The sequence below is a fragment of the Paenibacillus peoriae genome (genome assembly GCF_022531965.1).
Taxonomy (GTDB): Bacteria; Bacillota; Bacilli; order Paenibacillales; family Paenibacillaceae; genus Paenibacillus; species Paenibacillus polymyxa_D.
The window spans coordinates 2,518,459-2,540,257 of record NZ_CP092831.1 but is presented as its reverse complement, the minus strand read 5'-3'; the positions used below and the strand labels follow the sequence as shown (position 1 = coordinate 2,540,257).

At 53.3% G+C, this 21,799-nt stretch carries 1 protein-coding gene (cut by a window edge); it reads right to left on the bottom strand.

The window, feature by feature from the left end; all coding sequences use genetic code 11:
* Positions 1 to 91: 91 nt before the first annotated feature.
* Positions 92 to 21,799: the 3' portion of a non-ribosomal peptide synthase/polyketide synthase gene (locus MLD56_RS11410; protein ID WP_241113505.1), read on the bottom strand. It continues 20,562 nt past the right edge of the window; the window shows 21,708 of its 42,270 coding nt (coding positions 20,563-42,270); its start codon lies off the right edge, out of view; its stop codon occupies positions 92 to 94.

The window sequence follows — 21,799 nt, the reverse complement described above, 5'->3', positions numbered from 1 at the left end:
AGAAAAAGAATACTTTGCAGGCAAGGGCAGTCGGACAAGCCGCCGCCCTCTGCACACGCAAAGTGAACTCATTGCATTTTAGAAAACGGATTTAAAAAACAAAGTCGATGGAATCCGGTGAGAAGCCTTCCGGCCGCTCGTCCGAGTTAACCTGAATATCGCCTAACAGCAAATCTGGATCGATTCCAATCTGGGACAGGATCGCTATCAAATCTCTGGTTAATCTCTCAATAGCGTCGGCCCCAAACAGCTTCGTGCAATATTCAAACGAACCCTTGATTTCCCCGTCTTCATCACTCATAGACAAGGTCAAATCGAATTTGGAGATGCTGTGCTCCTGAACATATGGACTGAAGGACAGCGTTTCTAGCTTCGTTTCCTGCGACTCTGTATTTTGCAGTACAAACATGGTGTCAAACAACGGGTTACGGCTTGCATCCCGTGCTACATCCAGCTTTTCCACCAACTCTTCCAGTGGATAATCCTGATGCTCAAAGGCTTGCAGCGTACGATCTCTGGCTTCCTGCAAGTAGCTGTGGAACGTTTGGTTGCCCTTCGGCTGATGCCGGATGGCTAGCGTATTGACGAACATTCCGATCAGTGGCTCCAGCTCAGGCAACAAGCGGCCTGCTACTGGCGTACCGATGATCAAATCGTCCTGACCGCTGTATTTGGACAGCAGAACGGTGTAGGCGCTCAACAGCACCATGTACAGTGTACTTCCGGTTTGTGTCGCAATTCGGTGCAGTTGCTCGGATACATTCGCGTCCACTGTAAATTCATACATCGCACCTTCGAAGCTGCGAACAGCAGGTCTAGGATAAGCAATTGGCAAATTCAGTACCGGCAACTCTCCAGCTAAATGCTCCAGCCAGAAGTGTTCCCGGCGTTGGTATGATTCACGCTGCATCTCCTGCTGCTGCCACACGGCGTAGTCTTTGTACTGAATTTGCAGCGGCTCCAATGCCTGTCCTTCGTACAGTTGTACCAACTCCTGCACGATATTGTTCGACGATACACCGTCTGAAATAATATGGTGCATGTCGTACATCAGGAGATGGCGCTCTGGTCCGGTTTGAATAAGACGGACACGCAGCAGTGGTGCCTGGCGAAGGTCAAAGCTGCGTACAAAGGACTCGATATAGGCATCGGCTTCGGACTCCCTGGCTTGCAGGTGCTCTACTGCAAACTCCACTTGATCGTACACCCGCTGTACGACCTCGCCTTCCAGCATTTCAAAGGAAGTCCGCAGCGTTTCATGACGAGCTATTAACTGACGGAACGCATCCTCCAGCCGATCGGCCTGAAGCGGTCCCTCCACGGTTAGTACACCCGGCATATTGTAGCTGAGATCCCCACCTTCCAGATGGCTCAAAATGTACAGTCTTTTTTGAGCCGAGGAAACCGGGTAGTATGCCTGTTGCGCCGCCGCAGGAATCACCGTATAGGTGTCTGTGCCGTGCGTTGCGATGAGCTGGGCTTGCTGCTCAATCGTAAAGTGTTGGAACACCTCACGCAGTGTAATCCGGCTGTCCAGTTCCTGATGGATTTTGGCCACCAGCGTCGTTGCCCGCAGGGAGTGCCCACCCACGTCAAAGAATGAGTCGGTGACTCCTACGCTGGACAGCTTCAAGACATCCTGCCAGATTTGGGCTAGCTTGGCTTCCAGCGGCGTCCGCGGTGCAACGTACTCCAGGCCTCCTTCGAGACGTGCTTCCGGTGCCGGCAACGCCTTGCGGTCGATTTTCCCGTTCGGTGTCAGCGGGAAACGATCCAGTTGTACCACATACGTCGGGATCATGTAATCCGGCAGCTTCGGCTGCAGCGCATTACGCAGCTCCGGCAAACTCAGGGACGATGAAGCTATGATGTAGGCACACAGGTCCTTGTGTCCGTCTTCGTTTTCCCATGCTGTGACGATGGCTTTCTGAATGCCGTCCACGGTCAGCAGCTGCGCCTCCACCTCGCCCAGCTCGATCCGGTAACCCCGGATTTTCACCTGGTGGTCGATCCGGCCCAAATACTCAATACTGCCGTCTGGCATCCACCGTGCCAAGTCGCCCGTGCGGTACATCCGGTTTGCGTGAGTGCTGTCCGCTGGATCGGTTGCTGCCGCATCAGCAAACGGATTCAGGACGAACTTCTCTGCCGTCAGCTCCGGCAGGTTCAGGTATCCTCGTCCGACACCTGCACCCCCGATATAAAGCTCACCTGCGATACCGATCGGCACCAGCTGTTGCTGGCTGTTCAAGATGTACACCGACTGGTTCGCGATCGGCGTTCCGATGGATACCGTATGCTCCCCTTTTTCCAGCAGTGCGTTCAGGGACTCCACATCTTCAATCGTATAAGCGGTCGCATCTACCGTCGTTTCGGTCGGACCGTACACGTTCGTAATCACCGGACGATACCCGGACCACTTGTGCAGGAACACTTGTACCAGCTGCACGGATAATGCTTCGCCACCAATCAGGTAATGCTTCACTTCCGGCGCTTCCGTCACACTGACGCTTTCGTTCAAAATATGCAGATGCGCAGGTGTGCCGTCCGACAGATCAATCCGGTGCGTGCGGTAGTAGGCGATCAAATGCTCTCCGCTCAGGCTGACGTCACGGGACACCACATGCAGAGTGTGGCCTAACAGCAAGCTGGCAAAGATTTGCTTCACCGAAGCATCAAATACAAATGCTGACAGCCATGCGACATGAAGCGGCTGTTCGTAACGGCTGTATACTCGTTTCCATAAAGCATCTACCAGATTGCTAACACTGCCCTGCTCGATCATGACCCCTTTCGGCTGACCGGTGGTGCCTGACGTGTAAATCATATAGGCCAGGTTATGCGGGCCGGCGACAGGGATCAGGTTGCTCGCATCCTGTGCTCCCAGTTGAGCTTGAACGTCCTCGTCATCCAAGACTACAGCTCGAACTGTGGATGGCAAGCTGAGCGACAGGTTGGCAACTCTACTTGTAATCACGACCTTGGCCCCACTGTCTTGGAGCATGTAGTCGATGCGCTCCTGTGGATACATCGTATCCATCGGCACATACGCGCCTCCGGCCTTCAGTACCCCCAGAATGCTCACCAGAATATCCGCAGAACGTTCCAGCAATACGCCAACCGGTTGATCTGCTTCGACCCCTTCCGCTCGTAACACACGAGCCAATTGGTTCGCACGCTCATTTAGCTCAGTGTAGGTCAGCGCGGTGGCCCCAGACACAACGGCTATCCGCTCAGGGTTGCGCTTCGCTTGCTCTTCAAAGCGTTCGCTGAGCGAATGGCCTTGTAATGCTCCAAGCACGCTATGCGCATTCGGATCATTGAATACCTTCAGAATCTGCTCGGTTTCTTCTGTTGTAATCAACTCCAGCTCACCCAGCTTCGCATCCGGGTTCACCGCCACAGCTTTGGCCAAGCGAACAAAGTGACGCGTCATCCGTTCTACCGTTTCACGCTCGTACAACGCAGTTGCATACTGCAATCCGAACTGGATACCCGCCTCTTCCTCTCTGGCTTCCAGCGTCAAATCAAACTTCGCTGGCGTTTGTTCCAAGCCGTATGGACGGAAGCTCAGATCTGCCAGTTGCAGTTCGCCTTCCTCAGTGGTTTGCAGGGTAAACATCGTATCGAACAGCGGATGGTGGCTCATATCCCGCTTCACATTTAGCTTTTCCACCAGCTCCTCAAATGGGTAGTCCTGATGTTCATAGGCTTGCAGTGCACAAACTTTCACTTCTTCCACGTAGCTGCGGAAGGTATGTTCCGCTGTCGGATAGTTTCGCAATGCCAGCGTTCCGACGAACATCCCAATCATCGGCTCCAGATCGGCATGCGGTCGTCCGGCAATCGGTGTGCCGACTACGATGTCCTCTTGCCCGCTGTATTGGTGTAAGAGCGCGGTGTACGCCGCCAGCAGCACCATATACAGCGTGGAGCCTGTGTGCGCCGCCAGTTCCTTCAGGCGTTCGCTAGCTTCGCGCTCCAGCCCGAACACCACCGTATCGCCTGCCGTACTTCGTACGGACGGACGGGCAAAGTCTGTCGGTAGATCCAATACAGGCAGTTCACCCCGGAAGGTGTCGAGCCAGTACGCTTCCTGACGTTGCATCCACTCTTGATGGGCTTCGCTTTGCTGCCATACCGCATAATCCTTGTACTGTATACGCAATGGCGAAATCTCTTCACCGTCATATAAGCGGACAAATTCATCGGTCAGTACTCCCATGGACACGCCATCCGAGACGATGTGGTGCATATCGAGCATGAGTAAATGCTGCGATTCCTGCTCGGTTCCTTGTACGCCCAAATCTACCAAGCCTACCCGCAGCAACGGAGCAGCTTGCAGATCGAACGGACGGACAAAGCGGCGTACCAATGCCTGCGTTTCTGGGCTGACTACCATATCTGCGGCCATGTCTGTATGCGCAGTCCTATCTTCGGCCTGTACCTTCGTATATTCCACCACAAATGGTACAGTATCCTCGATCCACTGCATCGGCTCACCGTCCACCAGCTCAAAGCGAGTGCGCAAGGTCGCATGGCGGGCGACCAGTTGACGGAACACGTCCTCCACTCGCTTCACGTCCAGCGGACCACTCACTTGCAGCACTGACGGCATGTTGTAGTTCACATCATTCGGGTCGAACTGATGCAGCACAAACAGTCGTTTTTGCGCCGAGGAAAGCGGGTAGAAGCTGCGTTCTTCCGTTACCGGAATGGACGCATACGCCACTTGATCCAAACCTTCCATGACCGTTGCCAGTTGTTCAATCGTTGGCGCTTCAAAAATACTGCGCAGTGGAAGCGGCTTGTTCAGCTCCTTGTGAATTTTCGAGGCCAGCGTCGTCGCCCGCAGCGAGTGTCCGCCAATCTCGAAGAAGTTTTCCTTCACACCGACCTGCGCCAGACCCAGCACATCCTGCCAAATTTGCGCCAGCTTCACTTCTACCCACGTCCGTGGTGCGACATAATCAGCTCCGCTTTGCAGGTTGCCTTCCGGTGTTGGCAGTGCCTTGCGGTCGATTTTACCGTTCGGTGTCAACGGCATCTGCTCCAGCTGTACCAAATACGAAGGCACCATGTAGTTTGGAAGCTCCTCGCCCAGTAAGCTGCGCAGCTCACCAGCGCTCACTTCCCTTTCAGCAACATAGTACGCCACCAATTGGTTTTGCCCCTGTTCGTCCGCCTGGGCCAGTACGATGACCTCTTGTACATCCTCCACTTTCAAAATTTGTGCCTCGACTTCGCCCAGCTCGATCCGGTAACCCCGGATTTTCACCTGATGGTCGATCCGGCCCAAATATTCAATGTTGCCGTCTGGCATCCATCTGGCCAAGTCACCCGTACGGTACATTCGTTCGTAGCCGGCTTCACCAGCTGCAAACGGATTTGGTATAAATTTCTCAGCCGTCAGCTCTGGGCGATCCAGATAACCACGGGCCAGACCCGGACCGGACACGCACAGTTCACCCGCTACGCCTACCGGAGCCAAATGTCCATGCACATCCACCATGTACACCCGATGATTCGGTATAGGGCGTCCGATGGAAATGAGTTGTCCTGCTCTCTCGTCCTCGGATACCGGCCAGACGGACGTCGCCACCGAGTTTTCGGTTGGACCGTAGCCGTTGTAGTACGCCACCTGATCCTTCCACTTGTATACCAATTCTGTTGAGGATGCTGAACCCGCAGTGAACAGAACACGCAGGTATGGCATCCGCTCCGGCTCCAGATACACCGCATAGGTCGGTGGTAACGTCGCCACCGTAATCTGATGTTCTGTCATATAATGTTCGAATCTCTCATAGTCCAAAATCGTCTCTGACGTTGGTACATACAACGTGGCTCCGCAGAACAGCGCCTGGAAGATTTCCCAGCAAGCCGCATCAAACGAATAGCTAGCAAACAGCAACGTATGATCCGACGTGCGGATCTTGAGCGTCTGATCAAAATACGTTTTCAGATTGCATAGACCGCGATGCTCCAACATAACACCCTTCGGCTGCCCCGTCGTACCTGACGTATAAATGACATAGGCCAGATCGTTCGGACCAGACAACGGCTCCAGATTGGAACCATCCTCGTGATACACACCCTGTGCCCCATTCAGCACCAGCACGCTACCGTCGAAAGCCACTTTATCAACCAGATGGTTTTGCGTTAACAACAGCTTCGCACCCGAGTCGTCCAGCATGTAGCGGATACGCTCCTCTGGATAGGTCGGATCGATGGGTACATATGCGCCCCCGGCTTTTAAAATCCCGAAGATGCCCACGATCATGTCCACCGAACGCTCGGTCATCAGACCCACCAGTCGATCCTTCGTCACGCCTTGACTACGCAAGGTGCGCGCCAGACGATTCGCACGTTCATTCAGCTCGCGATAGGTCAGCTGCTCTCCTTCAAAGAACAACGCTGGCTGTTCCGGTGTCTGCGCCGTTTGTGTCTCGAACAAGCCATGAATCGTTTGCTCGCTTGGATACTCAGCAGCTGTATTGCCCCATACGGTGAGAATTTGCTCACGCTCCTGCTCACTTACCATATCCAGCTCCTGCACCCGAATGTCCGGCTTCGCTACCACCTGCTCCAACAGCTGTATCAGATGGCCCTGAGTCCGTTCAACGGCTTCCCGATCATATAACTTCGCATTGTATTCAAATCGGATTTTCATCGCTTCCTGCGGCATAACGACCAGATTGAAATCATAGTTGGTTTGTTCAATCATGCCGGCATTGCGAATTTCAAAATCCGACGCTGCACCTTCCCCAAGTTGCTCGACCTGCTCCTCCACCGGATAGTTTTCAAACACGATAATGTGGTTGATCAGGTCTTGCTTTTGCTCGGTCAAGGCTTGAATTTCATACAGCGGATACGTTTCATAATCTTGAGAAGTCAGCGCCTGCTGCTGATTCGTTCTGATCAGGTCGGCAAAGGTGTCCTCAGCCCCACTGCGGATACGTATTGGAATGGTGTTAATGAACAAGCCCACCATGTTTTCGATCCCCGAAATATCCGCTGGACGACCCGACACTACACCACCAAAAACAGCGTCATCACTACCGTTGTACTTTTGGAGCAGCAAGCCCCAAGCTGTTTGCAGCAATGTATTCGGGGTCACGTGGTGCTGCTTGGCCACCATTTCCATACGTCCAGTCAAATCCTTGCCCAGATCACACAGGATATGCTCAAATTGGGCATCGTCCACTTTCACGCCTACTTTTCCGGTCGGAATCGAAGTTTGCTGATCATAGCCGAGCAAATAATCCTTCCAGTAGGAAGCTGCTGCTTCTTCATCCTGTGCTTCAAGCCACTCAATATACTGACTGTATGGAGTCACGGGGGCAAGCTTCGGCTGTCTATGCTCCACGGCTGCAAAATAAGCCTCAAACACCTCATCCGTGACTAAAGCCACACACCAGCCATCCATCAAGATGTGATGAGAGCTCCACACAAAATAATAATCCTCATCACCTGTTCGTAAAATCGCCACGCGCATCAACGCATCCCGGGACAAATCGAATCCGGCTGCCTTGTCCTGGCGAATAAATTCCTTCACATACGCGTCACGTTCCTGCTCATCCAGATGACGCAAATCTTCGCATCTGAAACCAACCTCCTTGCGGCGGAAAATCACCTGCACAGGCTCATCCTGCCAACCGCTGATGAAATTAGCTCTAAAGATCTCATGCCGCTGCGCCAAATGATTCAAGCTATCTTGGAAAATATCCGCTTGGAAGCGTCCGTGCAAATCAAAGGTCGTTTGTTCAAAATAAGCTCCTGACGCTGCATCCATCAGACTATGAAACAGCATGCCTTTTTGCATCGGCGTCAACGCATAGACATTTTCCAGTTCCCCGATGTCACGAGTCCGTTCTACCAATTGATCCAGCTCGGCCATCGTTACATGTTTAAGCATGACATCGCTTGGCGTCAGTTCTTGCTGTTTGCGGCCTGTGCAATGCGTAATGATTTCCTGCAAACTGATTTTGAACTGTTCAGCTAACTGCTCCATCGTTTCACGACGATATTCCTGCTTGCTGTAGCTGATTGTCAATTGCAGCTTACCTTCCGAAATCAGTCCGTTCATATCCAGCGTGTGCGATCTGGCTGCATGGGCGCTAAGCTCTGCACCACTAGCGTAAGGAGATACGCCAATAGATTGATTTTGCATATCTTGGTCAAATTGTCCTAAATAGTTAAAGCTGATTTCAGGTTCGGTTACAAAACGCTCTTGCTCACGGGCTGCGGACAGGTATCTCAACATCCCGTAGCCAATGCCCTTTTGCGGAATGCGGCGTAGTCCTTCTTTCACCTGTTTGATGCGCTGTGAAAGGTCTTGCCCCACGCTCATATCCAGCACAACTGGGAATTGGGTCGTAAACCAGCCCACGGTGCGCGTAATATCCAGTTCTGGCAGAATGGATTCCCGCCCATGGCCTTCCAGGCTCACGAGCACTCGTTCCAGGCCCGCCCAGCGATGAATCGTCAGTCCCAATGCGGTAAGCAGCAAATCATTCATCTCCGTGTTGTAGGCACGATGCGCCTGTTTTAACAACTGCTCCGTTTCCTGAGCTGTCCACGTAACTGTCATGTTCTCGCTGTCCCTATTCAAGGAATGAGAAGGGGACTCGTCTTTTGGAAGCGGCTGATATACGCCATGTTCCATTTCCTTCCAGAATGCAAGTTCTGCTGCCATGGCCGGACTATTCGCATATTGAGACTGCCCATCCGCCCAGGTGCGGAACGAATCCGTTTTGTGCGGAAGGCGAGCCGTTTGTCCGTTCAATGCCTGCTCGTAGGCGGTTGTAATATCCTCGAACAAAATGCGCCAAGATACGGTATCCACCACCAAGTGATGAATCGCCATCAGCAAATGATCACCATCTGGGCAATGGAACAGCCCCAGTTTCACCAGCGGTCCTTCGCTTAACTGAATACCCGCCTGAATTTCATTCACTTTAGCCTCGATCGCCGCTGACACCTCAGTCTCATGGCTGAGGTCTATACGTTCCAGCGTATACAGCTCGCCCTCCCCAATTGCGCGATTCCAGGCTTCATATCCGTGCTCCGTAGGACGGAAAACGATCCGCAGTGTGTCGTGATGGCTAACGATTTGATCCATCGCCGTGCGCAGGGCCGGTTCATCAAAACCATCCTTGCTATGCAGCATGATGGACTGGTTATGATGATGAGCATCCGTCAGGTTTTGCTCAAAGAACCAGTGTTGAACAGGTGTCAGCTTCACAGCGCCCACCACTTCGCTTTGATCCGCCAATCGGGTCACCGATTGAACTTTCAGTGCCAAGGCGGACACGGTTGGATGACTGAACAGGTCTTTCATCTCCAGTCGATAACCTGCTTGCAGCAATCGGGAGGATACTTGCAAGGCCTTAATCGAATCGCCACCCAGCTCAAAGAAGTTATCCTGCGCACCTACCGCTTCCACGCCGAGCACCCCGGCCCATACCGCAGCCAGTACTTGCTCCACCGTGGTACGCGGTGCCACATAGGCTGCACCCGTATGGATGCTTCCTTCCGGTTCCGGCAAGGCCTTACGGTCGATTTTACCGTTGCTGGTCAGCGGGATCGTCTCCAGTCGCATCAAACGTGCAGGCACCATGTGCGCTGGCAGTCCGGCTTCCAGTTCGGCCTGTACCTCCTCGATCCGCAGCTCAGCTTCTCCTGTGATGTATCCGCACAAGTACTTGTGTCCACGCTCATCCGTCCGGTCGATGACTACCGCTTGACGTACACCCGGCACCCGCTGGATCGCCGTTTCGATCTCGCCCAGCTCGATCCGATAGCCCCGGATTTTCACTTGATAGTCCATCCGGCCGATAAAGTCCACATTGCCGTCCGGCATCCATCGCGCCAAGTCACCTGTGCGGTATAATCGTTCACCTGGCACGAACGGATTGGCTACGAATTTCTCGGCCGTCAGGTCCGCACGGTTCAGGTAGCCTCGTGCTACCCCAGCTCCGCCAATGCACAGCTCACCCAGTACGCCGATCGGCACCGGATTCAGCTGGCTGTCCACGATGTAGAAGCGTGCGTTCAGCCATGCCTGTCCAATCGGCACATTACCGCTGCTTGGCAGCTTCGACAGTTCTTCGTCGTAGAAGCTGGAGTCGATCGCCGCTTCCGTAACACCATAGCTGTTCATAATGCGAATATCTGCGCCAAATCGTTCTTGCAACACCCGATAATCCGTCACGCTGCAGCTATCCGAGCTGGTAATCAGCAATTCCAAACTGCTCATGTCCAGTCCCTGCTCATATACATGCTGCATGAACGGTACGATCAGGGCTGGAGTCGATTCGAACACGGTAATCTGGTAGTCACGAATCCAGCCATACAGACGGCTCGGGTCAATCCGGTCGTCTTTCGGACAGATAACCATCGTTCCGCCGTTATAGAGCGTCCGGGCGATATCGCCGACGAACACGTCGAAGGAGAAGCTTGCCAGCTGCAGCAAACGTACCGGGAACTGGTTCAGGCGATAATCCCGACGATACGCCGCGGCGGTATTCACCAAGCTGCGATGCTCGATCATGACGCCCTTCGGACGTCCCGTTGTTCCCGACGTGTAGATCACATACGCCAGATCCTTCGGTTCATTAATAGGTTCAACGTCCGTGGCATCCCCGGTGTACAGCGACTCATCGTCCAGCGCCAGTACAGTATGCAGACACAGTCCCGTTGCGGGTTCGGATACTGCTTCGCTTTCATCCAGCCAGACCTGCGCGCGCTCCTGTAAGCCCGTTTGGGTCAACAGTACCGTAGCACCACTGTCCTCCAGCATGAAGCGGATGCGTTCAGACGGATAGTCTGCATCCAGCGGTACATATGCACCTCCGGCTTTCCATACCGCCAATACGCCGACCAGCATGTCGACCGAGCGTTCACTCAAGATGCCAACAATCGATTCACGGCCAATGCCTTCATTTCGCAATCTACGGGCTAATTGGTTCGCACGCTCGTTCAGTGTGCGGTACGTCAGTTGTTGTTCCTCGTACACCACCGCCACATGATCTGGTATAAGCTGGGTCTGTTCTTCCACATAAGTATGGAATAAGCCTCCTGCTTCAGCAGTAACATCCGATACTCCCACATCTCCAAAACCGTAGATGATTTGTGCCTTCTCCTCGACAGTTACCATATCCAAAGCTGCCAGTGGCTGCTGCGGATGAAGGGTAATGGCACGAACAAGTTCGGTAAAATGCTGTGCCAATCGCGCGATGGTCTCAGGCTTGTACAGCGCCGTGCTGTATTCCAGACTGCACAGAATGCCTTCCGGCTGCTCCACGGCATCCAAGGTCAGATCAAATTTGGCCGTATGATTGTCCGTCGGATACGTCTTAAAGGTCAGTCCCTCCAGCTCGAACTCCTGCTGTTCAAATGTTTTCAATTCAAACATGGTGTCAAACAGCGCATTCCGGCTCGTATCCCGCGTTAAATTCAGCTTTTCAACCAGCTCTTCAAAAGGATATTCCTGATGTTCGTAAGCACTGAGCGCATGCTCTTTGACCTCTTGCAAGTAGTCTAGGAACGTTTTGTCACCAGACGGATAATTGCGGATTGCCAGCGTGTTGAGGAATACGCCTACCAAGCTCTCCAGTTCCGCATGTGGTCTTCCGGCAATCGGCGTGCCGACGATAATGTCTTCCTGTCCCGAATATTTATGCAAAAGCGTGCTATACGCGGCCAGCAATACCATGTACAAGGTGGAGCCGGTTTGCGCGGCCAGCTGTTTCAACTGTTCGCTGTCCTCCAGGCTGATCGCAAATTCCAATCGCGCTCCTTCCAGACGCTGTACGGCTGGTCTTGCAAAATCCGTAGGCATATCCAGCACCGGAATGTCACCAGCCATCGTGTTCAGCCAGTAGCTTTCCTGCTCACGAAGACGCTCACTTTGCATATCGGCATGCTGCCAAACCGCATAGTCCTTGTACTGAATACGGAGTGGCGGCAGTTCCTTGCCTTCATACAATTGAGAGAACTCCTGCACGATAATTCCTTCCGTGACGCCATCCGAAATAATATGGTGCATGTCATAGAGCATGACGTGACGCTCCGGTCCGGTTTCCACCAGCTGAACCCGCAGCAATGGTGCTTGTGCGAGATCAAATGCGCGTACAAAGTCTTGGGCATACTGCTGGGTCTCTTCTTCGCTTGCCTGCACATGCTCCACGCTGAATGCGACGCCCGATTCAATCCGTTGAATCACCTCACCATCCACCATCTCGAATCGGGTTCGCAGGGCTTCATGACGGGCAATCAGCTGGCGGAAGGCTTGTTCCAGTCGCATTTTATCCAAGGAACCTTCGATAATCAACGCTCCTGGCATGTTGTAGCTAACCTCTCCACCTTCCAGGTGACTCAGCACGTACATCCGTTTTTGCGCCGAGGAAACAGGATAATATTCACGCTCCTCCGCCACAGGAATAGATACATACGTTTGCTGGGTCTGATCTTCACCCATCACCTGCACCAGTTGCTCAATCGTCGGATATTGGAAAATATCTCGCAGCGCCAGCTTGTAATTCAGCTCCTGATGGATTTTCGCCATCAGTGTTGTCGCGCGCAAAGAATGTCCTCCGACTTCAAAGAAGTTATCCTGGATGCCTATTTGATGATGATTCAGAACGCTTTGCCAAATACGTACCAACTGCTCTTCCAGCGGTGTGCGCGGTGCCACGTACGCCGTGCCTCCTTCGAGGCGCGCTTCTGGCGCAGGCAACGCTTTGCGGTCAATTTTTCCGTTCGGTGTCAGCGGGAAACGATCCAGTTGTACGACATAGGTCGGGATCATATAGCCCGGCAGTTTGGGCTGGAGTGTGCTGCGCAGATCCGGCAAATTCAGCGCCTCCGAGGCTACGACATACGCACACAGATCCTTGTCTCCGTCTTCGTTTTCCCAGACGGTGACGATGGCTTTCTGAATGCCGTCCACGGTCAGCAGCTGCGCTTCCACCTCGCCCAGTTCAATCCGGAAGCCCCGGATTTTGACTTGATCATCCATCCGGCCGATAAAGTCTACATTGCCGTCCGGCATCCATCGCGCCAAATCGCCTGTACGGTACAACCGTTCACCTGGTACATACGGATTCGCTACGAATTTCTCGGCTGTCAGGTCTGCACGATTCAGGTAGCCTCGTGCCACCCCGGCTCCGCCAATGCACAGCTCACCCAGTACGCCGATCGGCACCGGATTCAGCTGGCTGTCCACAATGTAGAAGCGTGCGTTCAGCCACGCCTGACCAATCGGCACATGGCCGCTGCTTGGCAGCTTCGACAGCTCTTCGTCGTAGAAGCTGGAGTCAATCGCCGCTTCGGTGACGCCGTAGCTGTTCATAATGCGGATATCCGCACCAAACCGCTCTTGCAGCACTCGGTAGTCCGTCACGCTGCAACTATCCGAGCTCGTGATCAGCAGCTCCAGACTGCTCATGTCCAGCCCCTGTTCATGCACATGCTGCATAAACGGTACGATCAGGGCCGGAGTCGATTCGAACACGGTAATCTGGACATCGCGAATCCAGTCATACAAACGGCTAAAATCAATCCGGTCGTCTTTCGGACAAATGACCATCGTGCCGCCGTTATAGAGCGTCCGCGCGATATCCCCGACGAATACGTCGAACGAGAAGCTCGCCAGCTGTAGCAGTCGGACTGGGAATTGGTTCAGGCGATAATCCCGGCGATACGCCGTAGCCGTATTCACCAGGCTGCGATGCTCGATCATGACGCCCTTCGGCCGTCCGGTTGTCCCGGATGTATAGATCACATACGCCAAATCGTGCGGTTCGTTGATGTGATCGACGTCTGTCGTATCTCCGGTGTACAGTGACTCATCGTCCAATGCCAATACGGTATGCAGACGCAGCCCTGTTGCCGGTTCGGCTGCTGCTTCGCTGTCAGACTTCGAATCTGATTTTGAGCCTAAGTTTTCATTTAGGCTGTCTCTTTCCATCGTTTCAGCACCAGCCGCTGTTTCCAACTCACCCTCAGTCTGCCCTCCGGCCAAGGCCTGTCGGCTTTCCCCAAGCCATATCTGTGCTTGCTCCTGTAAGCCGATTTGGGTCAACAATACCGTCGCACCACTGTCCTCCAGCATGAAACGAATCCGTTCAGACGGATAGTCTGCATCCAGCGGCACATAGGCGCCTCCCGCCTTCCACACCGCCAGTACGCCGACCAGCATGTCTACCGAGCGTTCACTCAAAATGCCGACAATCGACTCGCGTCCAACGCCTTCATTCCGCAATCTCCGCGCCAATTGGTTCGCGCGCTCGTTCAGTTTGCGGTAAGTGAGCTGCTCCTCTTCGTACACCACTGCCACGTGATCCGGCACAAGCTGTGCCTGTTCTTCCACAAAGGTATGGAATAAGGCTCCTGCTTCAGCAGCAACATCCGATACTCCTACATCTCCAAATCCATAGATGATCTGTGCTTTTTCCTCGGCAGGTACCATATCCAAAACTGCCAGCGGCTGCTGCGGATGCAGTGTAATTGCACGTACGAGTTCGGTAAAATGCTGTGCCAATCGCGCAATGGTCTCAGGCTTGTACAGCGCCGTGCTGTATTCCAGACTGCACAGAATGCCTTCTGGCTGCTCCACTGCATCTAAAGTCAGATCAAACTTGGCCGTATGATTTTCCAGTGGATAGGAGCTCAAGGTCAAACCTTCCAGCAGTAACTCCTGTTGCTCCAAGGTTTTCAACTCAAACATCGTGTCAAACAGCGCATTTCGGCTCGTATCTCTCGTCAAATTCAGCTGTTCAACCAGTTCTTCAAAAGGATAGTCCTGATGCTCATAAGCACTGAGCGCATGCTCCTTCACCTCTTGCAGATAATCCAGAAACGTTTTGTCGCTGGACGGATAATTGCGAATCGCCAGCGTGTTAATGAAGACACCCACCAGATTACTGAGCTCCGCATGCGGTCGTCCTGCAATCGGCGTGCCGACGACAATGTCCTCTTGGCCCGTGTATTTGTGCAAGAGCGTAGTGTACGCCGCCAGCAGCACCATGTATAGGGTAGCGCCTGTTTGCGAAGCCAGTTCTTTCAGGCGTTCACTAACCTCACGCTCCAATGCAAATTCGATCGTATCCCCTGCCGTACTCTGCACCGCCGGACGGGCAAAGTCGGTTGACAGATCCAGTACAGGCACTCCGCCCCGGAAGGTGCCCAGCCAGTACGCTTCCTGACGCTGCATCCACTCCTGATGGGTTTCGCTTTGCTGCCATACGGCATAGTCTTTGTACTGAATCCGCAATGGCGACAGTTCTTCACCGCCATACAAGCGGACAAACTCATCGGTCAGTACCTCCATCGACACGCCATCCGAAACGATATGGTGCATGTCGAGCATGAGTAGATGCTGGGATTCTTGCTCTACTCCTTGGACACCCAGATCCACCAAGCCTACCCGCAGCAGCGGTGCAGCTTTTAGATCAAACGGACGGATAAACTGCCGTACCCGTTCTTGTGCTTCCTCGCTAATCCTCGTGTACGTAGCCGTAGTCGTACTCTCTACCTGTACCTTCGTATATTCCACCTCGAATGGCACGGTATCCTCAATCCATTGCATCGGCTCATTGTCTACCAGCTCAAAGCGGGTACGCAAGGTTGCATGACGATCAATTAGTTGACGGAACACGTCTTCTACTCGTTTCACATCCAGCGGACCGCTCACTTGCAGCACTGACGGCATGTTGTAGTTCACATCACTTGGATCAAACTGATGCAGTACATACAGTCGTTTTTGTGCTGAAGATAACGGGTAGAAGCTGCGTTCTTCTGTTACCGGAATGGACGCGTACACCACTTGATCCAGACCTTCCAGAACGGCTGCCAGTTGTTCAATCGTGGGTGCTTCAAAAATACTGCGCAGGGGAAGCGGCTTGTTCAACTCCTTGTGAATCTTCGAGGCCAGTGTCGTCGCCCGCAGCGAGTGTCCGCCAATCTCGAAGAAGTTTTCCTTCACACCGACCTGCGTGAGGCCCAGCACCTCCTGCCAAATGTGTGCCAGTTTCACTTCCACCCACGTCCGCGGTGCGACATAATCGGCTCCGCTTTGCAGGCTGCCTTCCGGTGCTGGCAGGGCCTTACGGTCAATTTTGCCATTGGGACTCAGCGGCATTTGCTCCAGTTGTACAAAGTAGGACGGCACCATATAGCTTGGCAGCTCTCGGCCCAGCTCACTTCTCAGCTCGCTGGCTCCTAGCTCTTGCCCGGCGACATAGTACGCCACCATGTGTTTTTGTCCCGTTTCGTCTGCACGCGCCATGACAACCGCTTCTCGCACGGACGCTACTTGGAGCAGCTGCGTTTCGACCTCGCCCAGCTCAATCCGGTAACCGCGGATCTTCACCTGATGGTCGATCCGGCCCAGATATTCAATGTTTCCGTCCGGCATCCATCTTGCCAAATCGCCAGTGCGGTACATCCGTTCATAGCCTGCTTCCCCGCCGGCAAACGGGTCGGCTACGAATTTCTCGGCCGTCAGCTCCGGACGGTTCAGATACCCACGTGCCACACCGACACCACCGATGCACAACTCCCCTGCAACCCCAATCGGCTGCAATTGCTCCGTGCCTTCCTTCACGATGTACAGGCGAATGTTTTGAATCGGTTTTCCGATCGGAATGACTGCATATTCTTCCGTCGGCTCGCAATCAAAGTACGATACGTCCACCGTCGCTTCGGTTGGACCGTACAGGTTGATCAGCTTCGCTCCGGTCAGGCTCGACACGAGCCGCTGGAACCGGGCCACATGCTGTGGCGGCAAGGCTTCACCACTGGCAAAGACATGGCGCAGCGTTGCCAGTTTCGCTTGCATCACTTCCCGTGGCTGCTGCTCCACATACTCCAGGAACGCATGCAGCATGGCAGGTACAAAGTGCATCGTGCTCACTCCATCGCGGGCAATCGTGTCCACGATGTCTTCCGGGTTCTTTTCCCCGCCTACCGACAGCAAGCTCACCTTCGAGCCGACCAGCGACCACCAGAACAGCTCCCACACCGACACGTCGAAGGTGAAGGCGGTCTTTTGCAGGATCGTATCTTCCGCACTCAAGCCGTAACGATCATGCATCCACAAAATCCGGTTCAGAACGGAATGGTGCTCCACCATAACGCCCTTCGGTTTTCCCGTGGAGCCAGACGTATAGATGACATAGGCGACATGATGCGGCCCGGCCAGTGGCTCCAGATTCGAGCCGTCTTCGTGGTAAATGTCTTGGCCAGCCGCCTGCTCATGACGATCCAGCACCAGCACCTGGCCGTCGAAGCTCAAGGATGCTTGCTCCGCCAGATGCGATTGCGTCAGCACCAGCTTCGCTCCCGAATCCTCCAGCATGAAGCGGATGCGGTCGGCCGGATATTCTGGATCAATTGGCACGTAGGCTCCGCCTGCTTTGAGGATCGCATAAATACCTACGATCATGTCCAGAGAACGGTGAGCCAGTATGCCTACAGGCTGATCCGGCTCGACGCCTTCCGCACGCAAAGTGCGTGCGAGTCGGTTCGCGCGCTCATTCAACTCCGCGTAGGTCAACGATTCCGATCCGCACAACACTGCTGCCTGATCCGGTGTATTCGCTGCCTGCTGCTCGAACAGTGCGCTTAGCGTTTGATCCTGCGGATAAGCTGCCGCCGTATCCCCCCAGACCTGAACGATCTGCGCCTGCTCTTCCGGTGTCACCAATTCCAGCTCATTCACACGGATATGCGGATTATTCACGATTTGCTCGATGACATGCAGTACATGTCCCTGCATCCGCTCGATCGTAGACCGATCGTATACATTGGCGTTATATCTGAACATAATGCGGAAGGTTTCATCGGGCATCACAATCAAGTCCAGATCATAGTTTGTTTGCTCGACAACCTCCACATTCGTAATTTCAAAAGCGGATGGACGAACTTCCCCAAGCTGCTCGACTTGCTCCTCTACCGGATAATTCTCAAATACCATAATGTGGTTAATCAGATGCTGCTTCTGCTCGGTCAATGCCTGAATTTCATACAGCGGGAAGCTGTCATAGGCTCCTGAGGCCAGTGCCTGCTCCTGCGTTTTGCGCATGATGTCCACAAACGTGGCATTCTGTTCACTTTGAATCCGCACTGGGATCGTATTAATGAACAGACCGATCATATGCTCTACACCCGCAATATCCGTCGGACGTCCAGATACGACACTGCCGAATACAACATCCTCATTGTTGTTATATTTCTGCAAAATAAGGCCCCACACGCTCTGCATCAGTGTATTAATCGTGACCTGCTGCTGCTTTGCAATCCGGTACATGGCTTCGCTCCGCGTTGAATCCAGATCTACCGTTATTTTTTCAGAAATATATTCGCTGGTTTCACTTGCTGTAGTGGATACAGTATGATCCCTGCTGTCCGCCACTTGGTCTTTTGATGCGGTATCCGATCCAGGTAACAACGTCTGCTGTTCAAAGCCCGCCAAATAGCTGCTCCAATACTCTTTTGCCGCACGTTCATCCTGACGCTCCAGCCATTCAATATATTGACCATATGATGTAACAGGAGCAAGCTCCGGCTGCTTCTGCTCCAGCAGCGCAAAGTACGTACCAAACACTTCGCCTGTAACAAGCGATAAGCACCAGCCATCCATGACAATGTGATGGAAGCTCCAGACCAAGTGATACGTTTCTTCATCGGTCTGCAATACCTGTACGCGCATAAGTGCATCCGTACCCAGATTAAAACCTCTAGCTTGGTCTTCCTGCTTAAACGCCTGGATATACGCCTGTTGCTCCGCTTCCTGCATTTCGCGTATATCCTTGAAGGACAGATCGCTATCTTTGTGACGGAACACGATTTGCAATGGCTCCGGACCATGTCCTGTTTCAAATCGATGGAAATTCGTCCGCAGTGCTTCATGACGCTGTGTCAGTACATCTAGACTCTTGCGGAAAATTTCAACATCAAAGCTGCCTTTTTGATCAAACGACGCTTGCTGGAAGTATGCACCTGAGTCCGGCTCCATCAGACTATGGAACAGCATCCCCTTCTGCATCGGCGAAAGAGCATACACATTTTCCAGTTCGCCCACAGAAGCCGTTTGCTCCGTCAATTGCTCCAGTTGTTCCAACGACAAGCCTTTGAACAAGACATCGCTTGGGGTTAGTTCGCTCCGCTCTTGGGAGGCACAATGCGCGATCACTTCCTGCAAGCTTTCCTGCAGCAACTGCGCAAAGTTCTCTACATTTTGCTGTTGATATACCTTACTGTCATAGCGAATGTCCAGTGTCAGCCCGCCTGCTGTAATCATGCCGTTCACATTCAGCGGCTGCTCCAGAACGGTATGATCACTCATCGGCTCTCCACCTGGATGCGAAGATAGCGTAATATCCCCATTTTCCAAGTCCTGATCAAACTGTCCCAAATAGTTAAAGCTAATTTCAGGCTGCAAGGTCAAGGAAGGATGGACATCATGCTGAGACATATATTTCAAAATGCCGTAGCCAATGCCCTTATGCGGTACATGGCGCAGGTCTTCCTTCACCCGCTTGATTCGCTGCCCTACTTCTGCCTTCCCATCCACATCAAGCAGTACTGGATACTGACTCGTAAACCAGCCCACGGTACGTGTGATGTCGATATCTGGAACAATGGCTTCCCGGCCATGGCCCTCCAGATTGACCAATACGCGCTCCTGACCGCTCCAGTTATATAACGCGGTGCCGAGTGCAGTTAACAGCAGATCATTGACCTCGGTGTTGTACGCACGATGCGATTCCTGAAGCAGTAGCCGGGTTTCCTGTTCGCTCCAAGCTACGCTCACCGTCGCAGTGTCTCTGATTAGAGAATGTTGTACCTCCGCTCTCTCTTGATCCTTAGGCAACGATGCAACCTCCATTTGGGCAAGATGCTGCCAATATTCGCGTTCGTTGTCGATCGCCGGACTGTTCGCATATTGAGACAACTGCTCTGCCCAAGCAGAGAAAGAGTCCGTTTTATATGGCAAGCGAATCGCTTCTCCCCGCACGGCCTGCTCATACCCCGTGGCAAAATCCTCAAACACAATCCGCCATGAAATCCCGTCTACGACCAAATGGTGGATCGCAATCAGTAAATGATCTCCATCCATGCAGCGGAAAAGTCCCAGCTTCACCAGCGGTCCTTCATCTAGACGAATAGAGCTTTGGATGGCATTGGCTTTCGTTTCAATCGCCATCGCCACCTCTGCCGTGTCTTCGACGCCTGTCAAATCAACAACGTCCAGACTGTACAGCTCGCCTTCGTTCACACCGCGATTCCACGCTTCATAGCCCTGTTCGGTCTGACGGAAGACCATACGCAATGCATCATGATGCTCCGTCACCTGGGTCACCGTTTGATGCAATGCGGCTTCATCGAATCCTTGTGCTCTATACAGCATCACCGATTGGTTGAAATAATGTGGCTCTGCTGAGGATTGTCCAAAGAACCATTGCTGTATTGGGGTCAATTTAACTGCTCCCGAGACCACCCGCTGATCGGCTGTGCGGCTAACTTTGTGTACATGACTGCTCAGCAGTGAAATGGACGGATATTGGAACAAATCCTTCATCTCCAGCTTGTAGCCCGCTTGCAGCAAGCGGGACGATACCTGGATCGCTTTGATCGAATCGCCGCCCAGATCAAAGAAATTATCCAAAATGCCGACTCTCTTTGCTCCTAATACAGACTGCCAAATGGACACTAACGTCTGCTCCAGTGCTGTGCGCGGCTCTACATAATCCGCTCCGCTTTGCAAGCTGCCCTCCGGTGCTGGCAGTGCCTTGCGGTCGATTTTACCGTTCGGTGTCAGTGGCATCTGCTCCAGCTGGATGAAATACGAAGGCACCATATAGTTGGGCAGATCCTCACCCAGTAAGCTACGCAGCTCCCCAGCGCTTACGTCTCTTTCAGCGACATAGTACGCCACCAGTTGGTTTTGCCCCTGTTCGTCCGCTTGGGCCAGTACGATGACCTCTTGCACGTCTTCCACTTTCAAGATTTGTGCCTCGACCTCACCCAGCTCGATCCGGTAGCCCCGGATTTTCACCTGATGGTCAATCCGGCCCAAATATTCGATGTTGCCGTCTGGCATCCATCTCGCCAAGTCACCCGTACGGTACATTCGTTCATAGCCTGCTTCACCAACCGCAAACGGGTTCGCTACAAATTTCTCCGCCGTCAGCTCTGGACGATCCAGATATCCACGCGCCAGACCTGGACCAGACACGCACAGCTCACCTGCTACGCCTACCGGAGCCAAATGTCCATGCCCATCCACCATGTATACCCGATGATTCGGCACAGGACGTCCAATGGAAATGAGTTGTCCAGCCCTTGCATCCTCGGACACCGGCCAGATGGACGTTGCAACTGAGTTTTCAGTTGGACCGTAGCCGTTGTAGTACGCCACTTGATCCTTCCACTTGTATACCAGTTCGGTGGAAGATGCTGAACCCGCAGTGAACAGAATACGCAGGTGTGGCATCCGCTCTGGCTCCAGATACACCGCATAGGTCGGCGGCAAAGCGGCCACCGTAATCCGGTGATTCGCCATATATTGCTCAAACCGCTCGTAGTTCAAAATCGTCTCTGTCGTTGGCACATATAACGTGGCTCCGCAGAACAGCGCTTGGAAGATTTCCCAGCAAGCCGCATCAAACGAATAGCTAGCGAACAGCAACGCATGATCCGACGTGCGGATTCGAAGCGTCTGATCAAAATATGTTTTCAGATTGCACAGCCCGTGATGCTCCAGCATAACGCCCTTCGGCTGCCCTGTTGT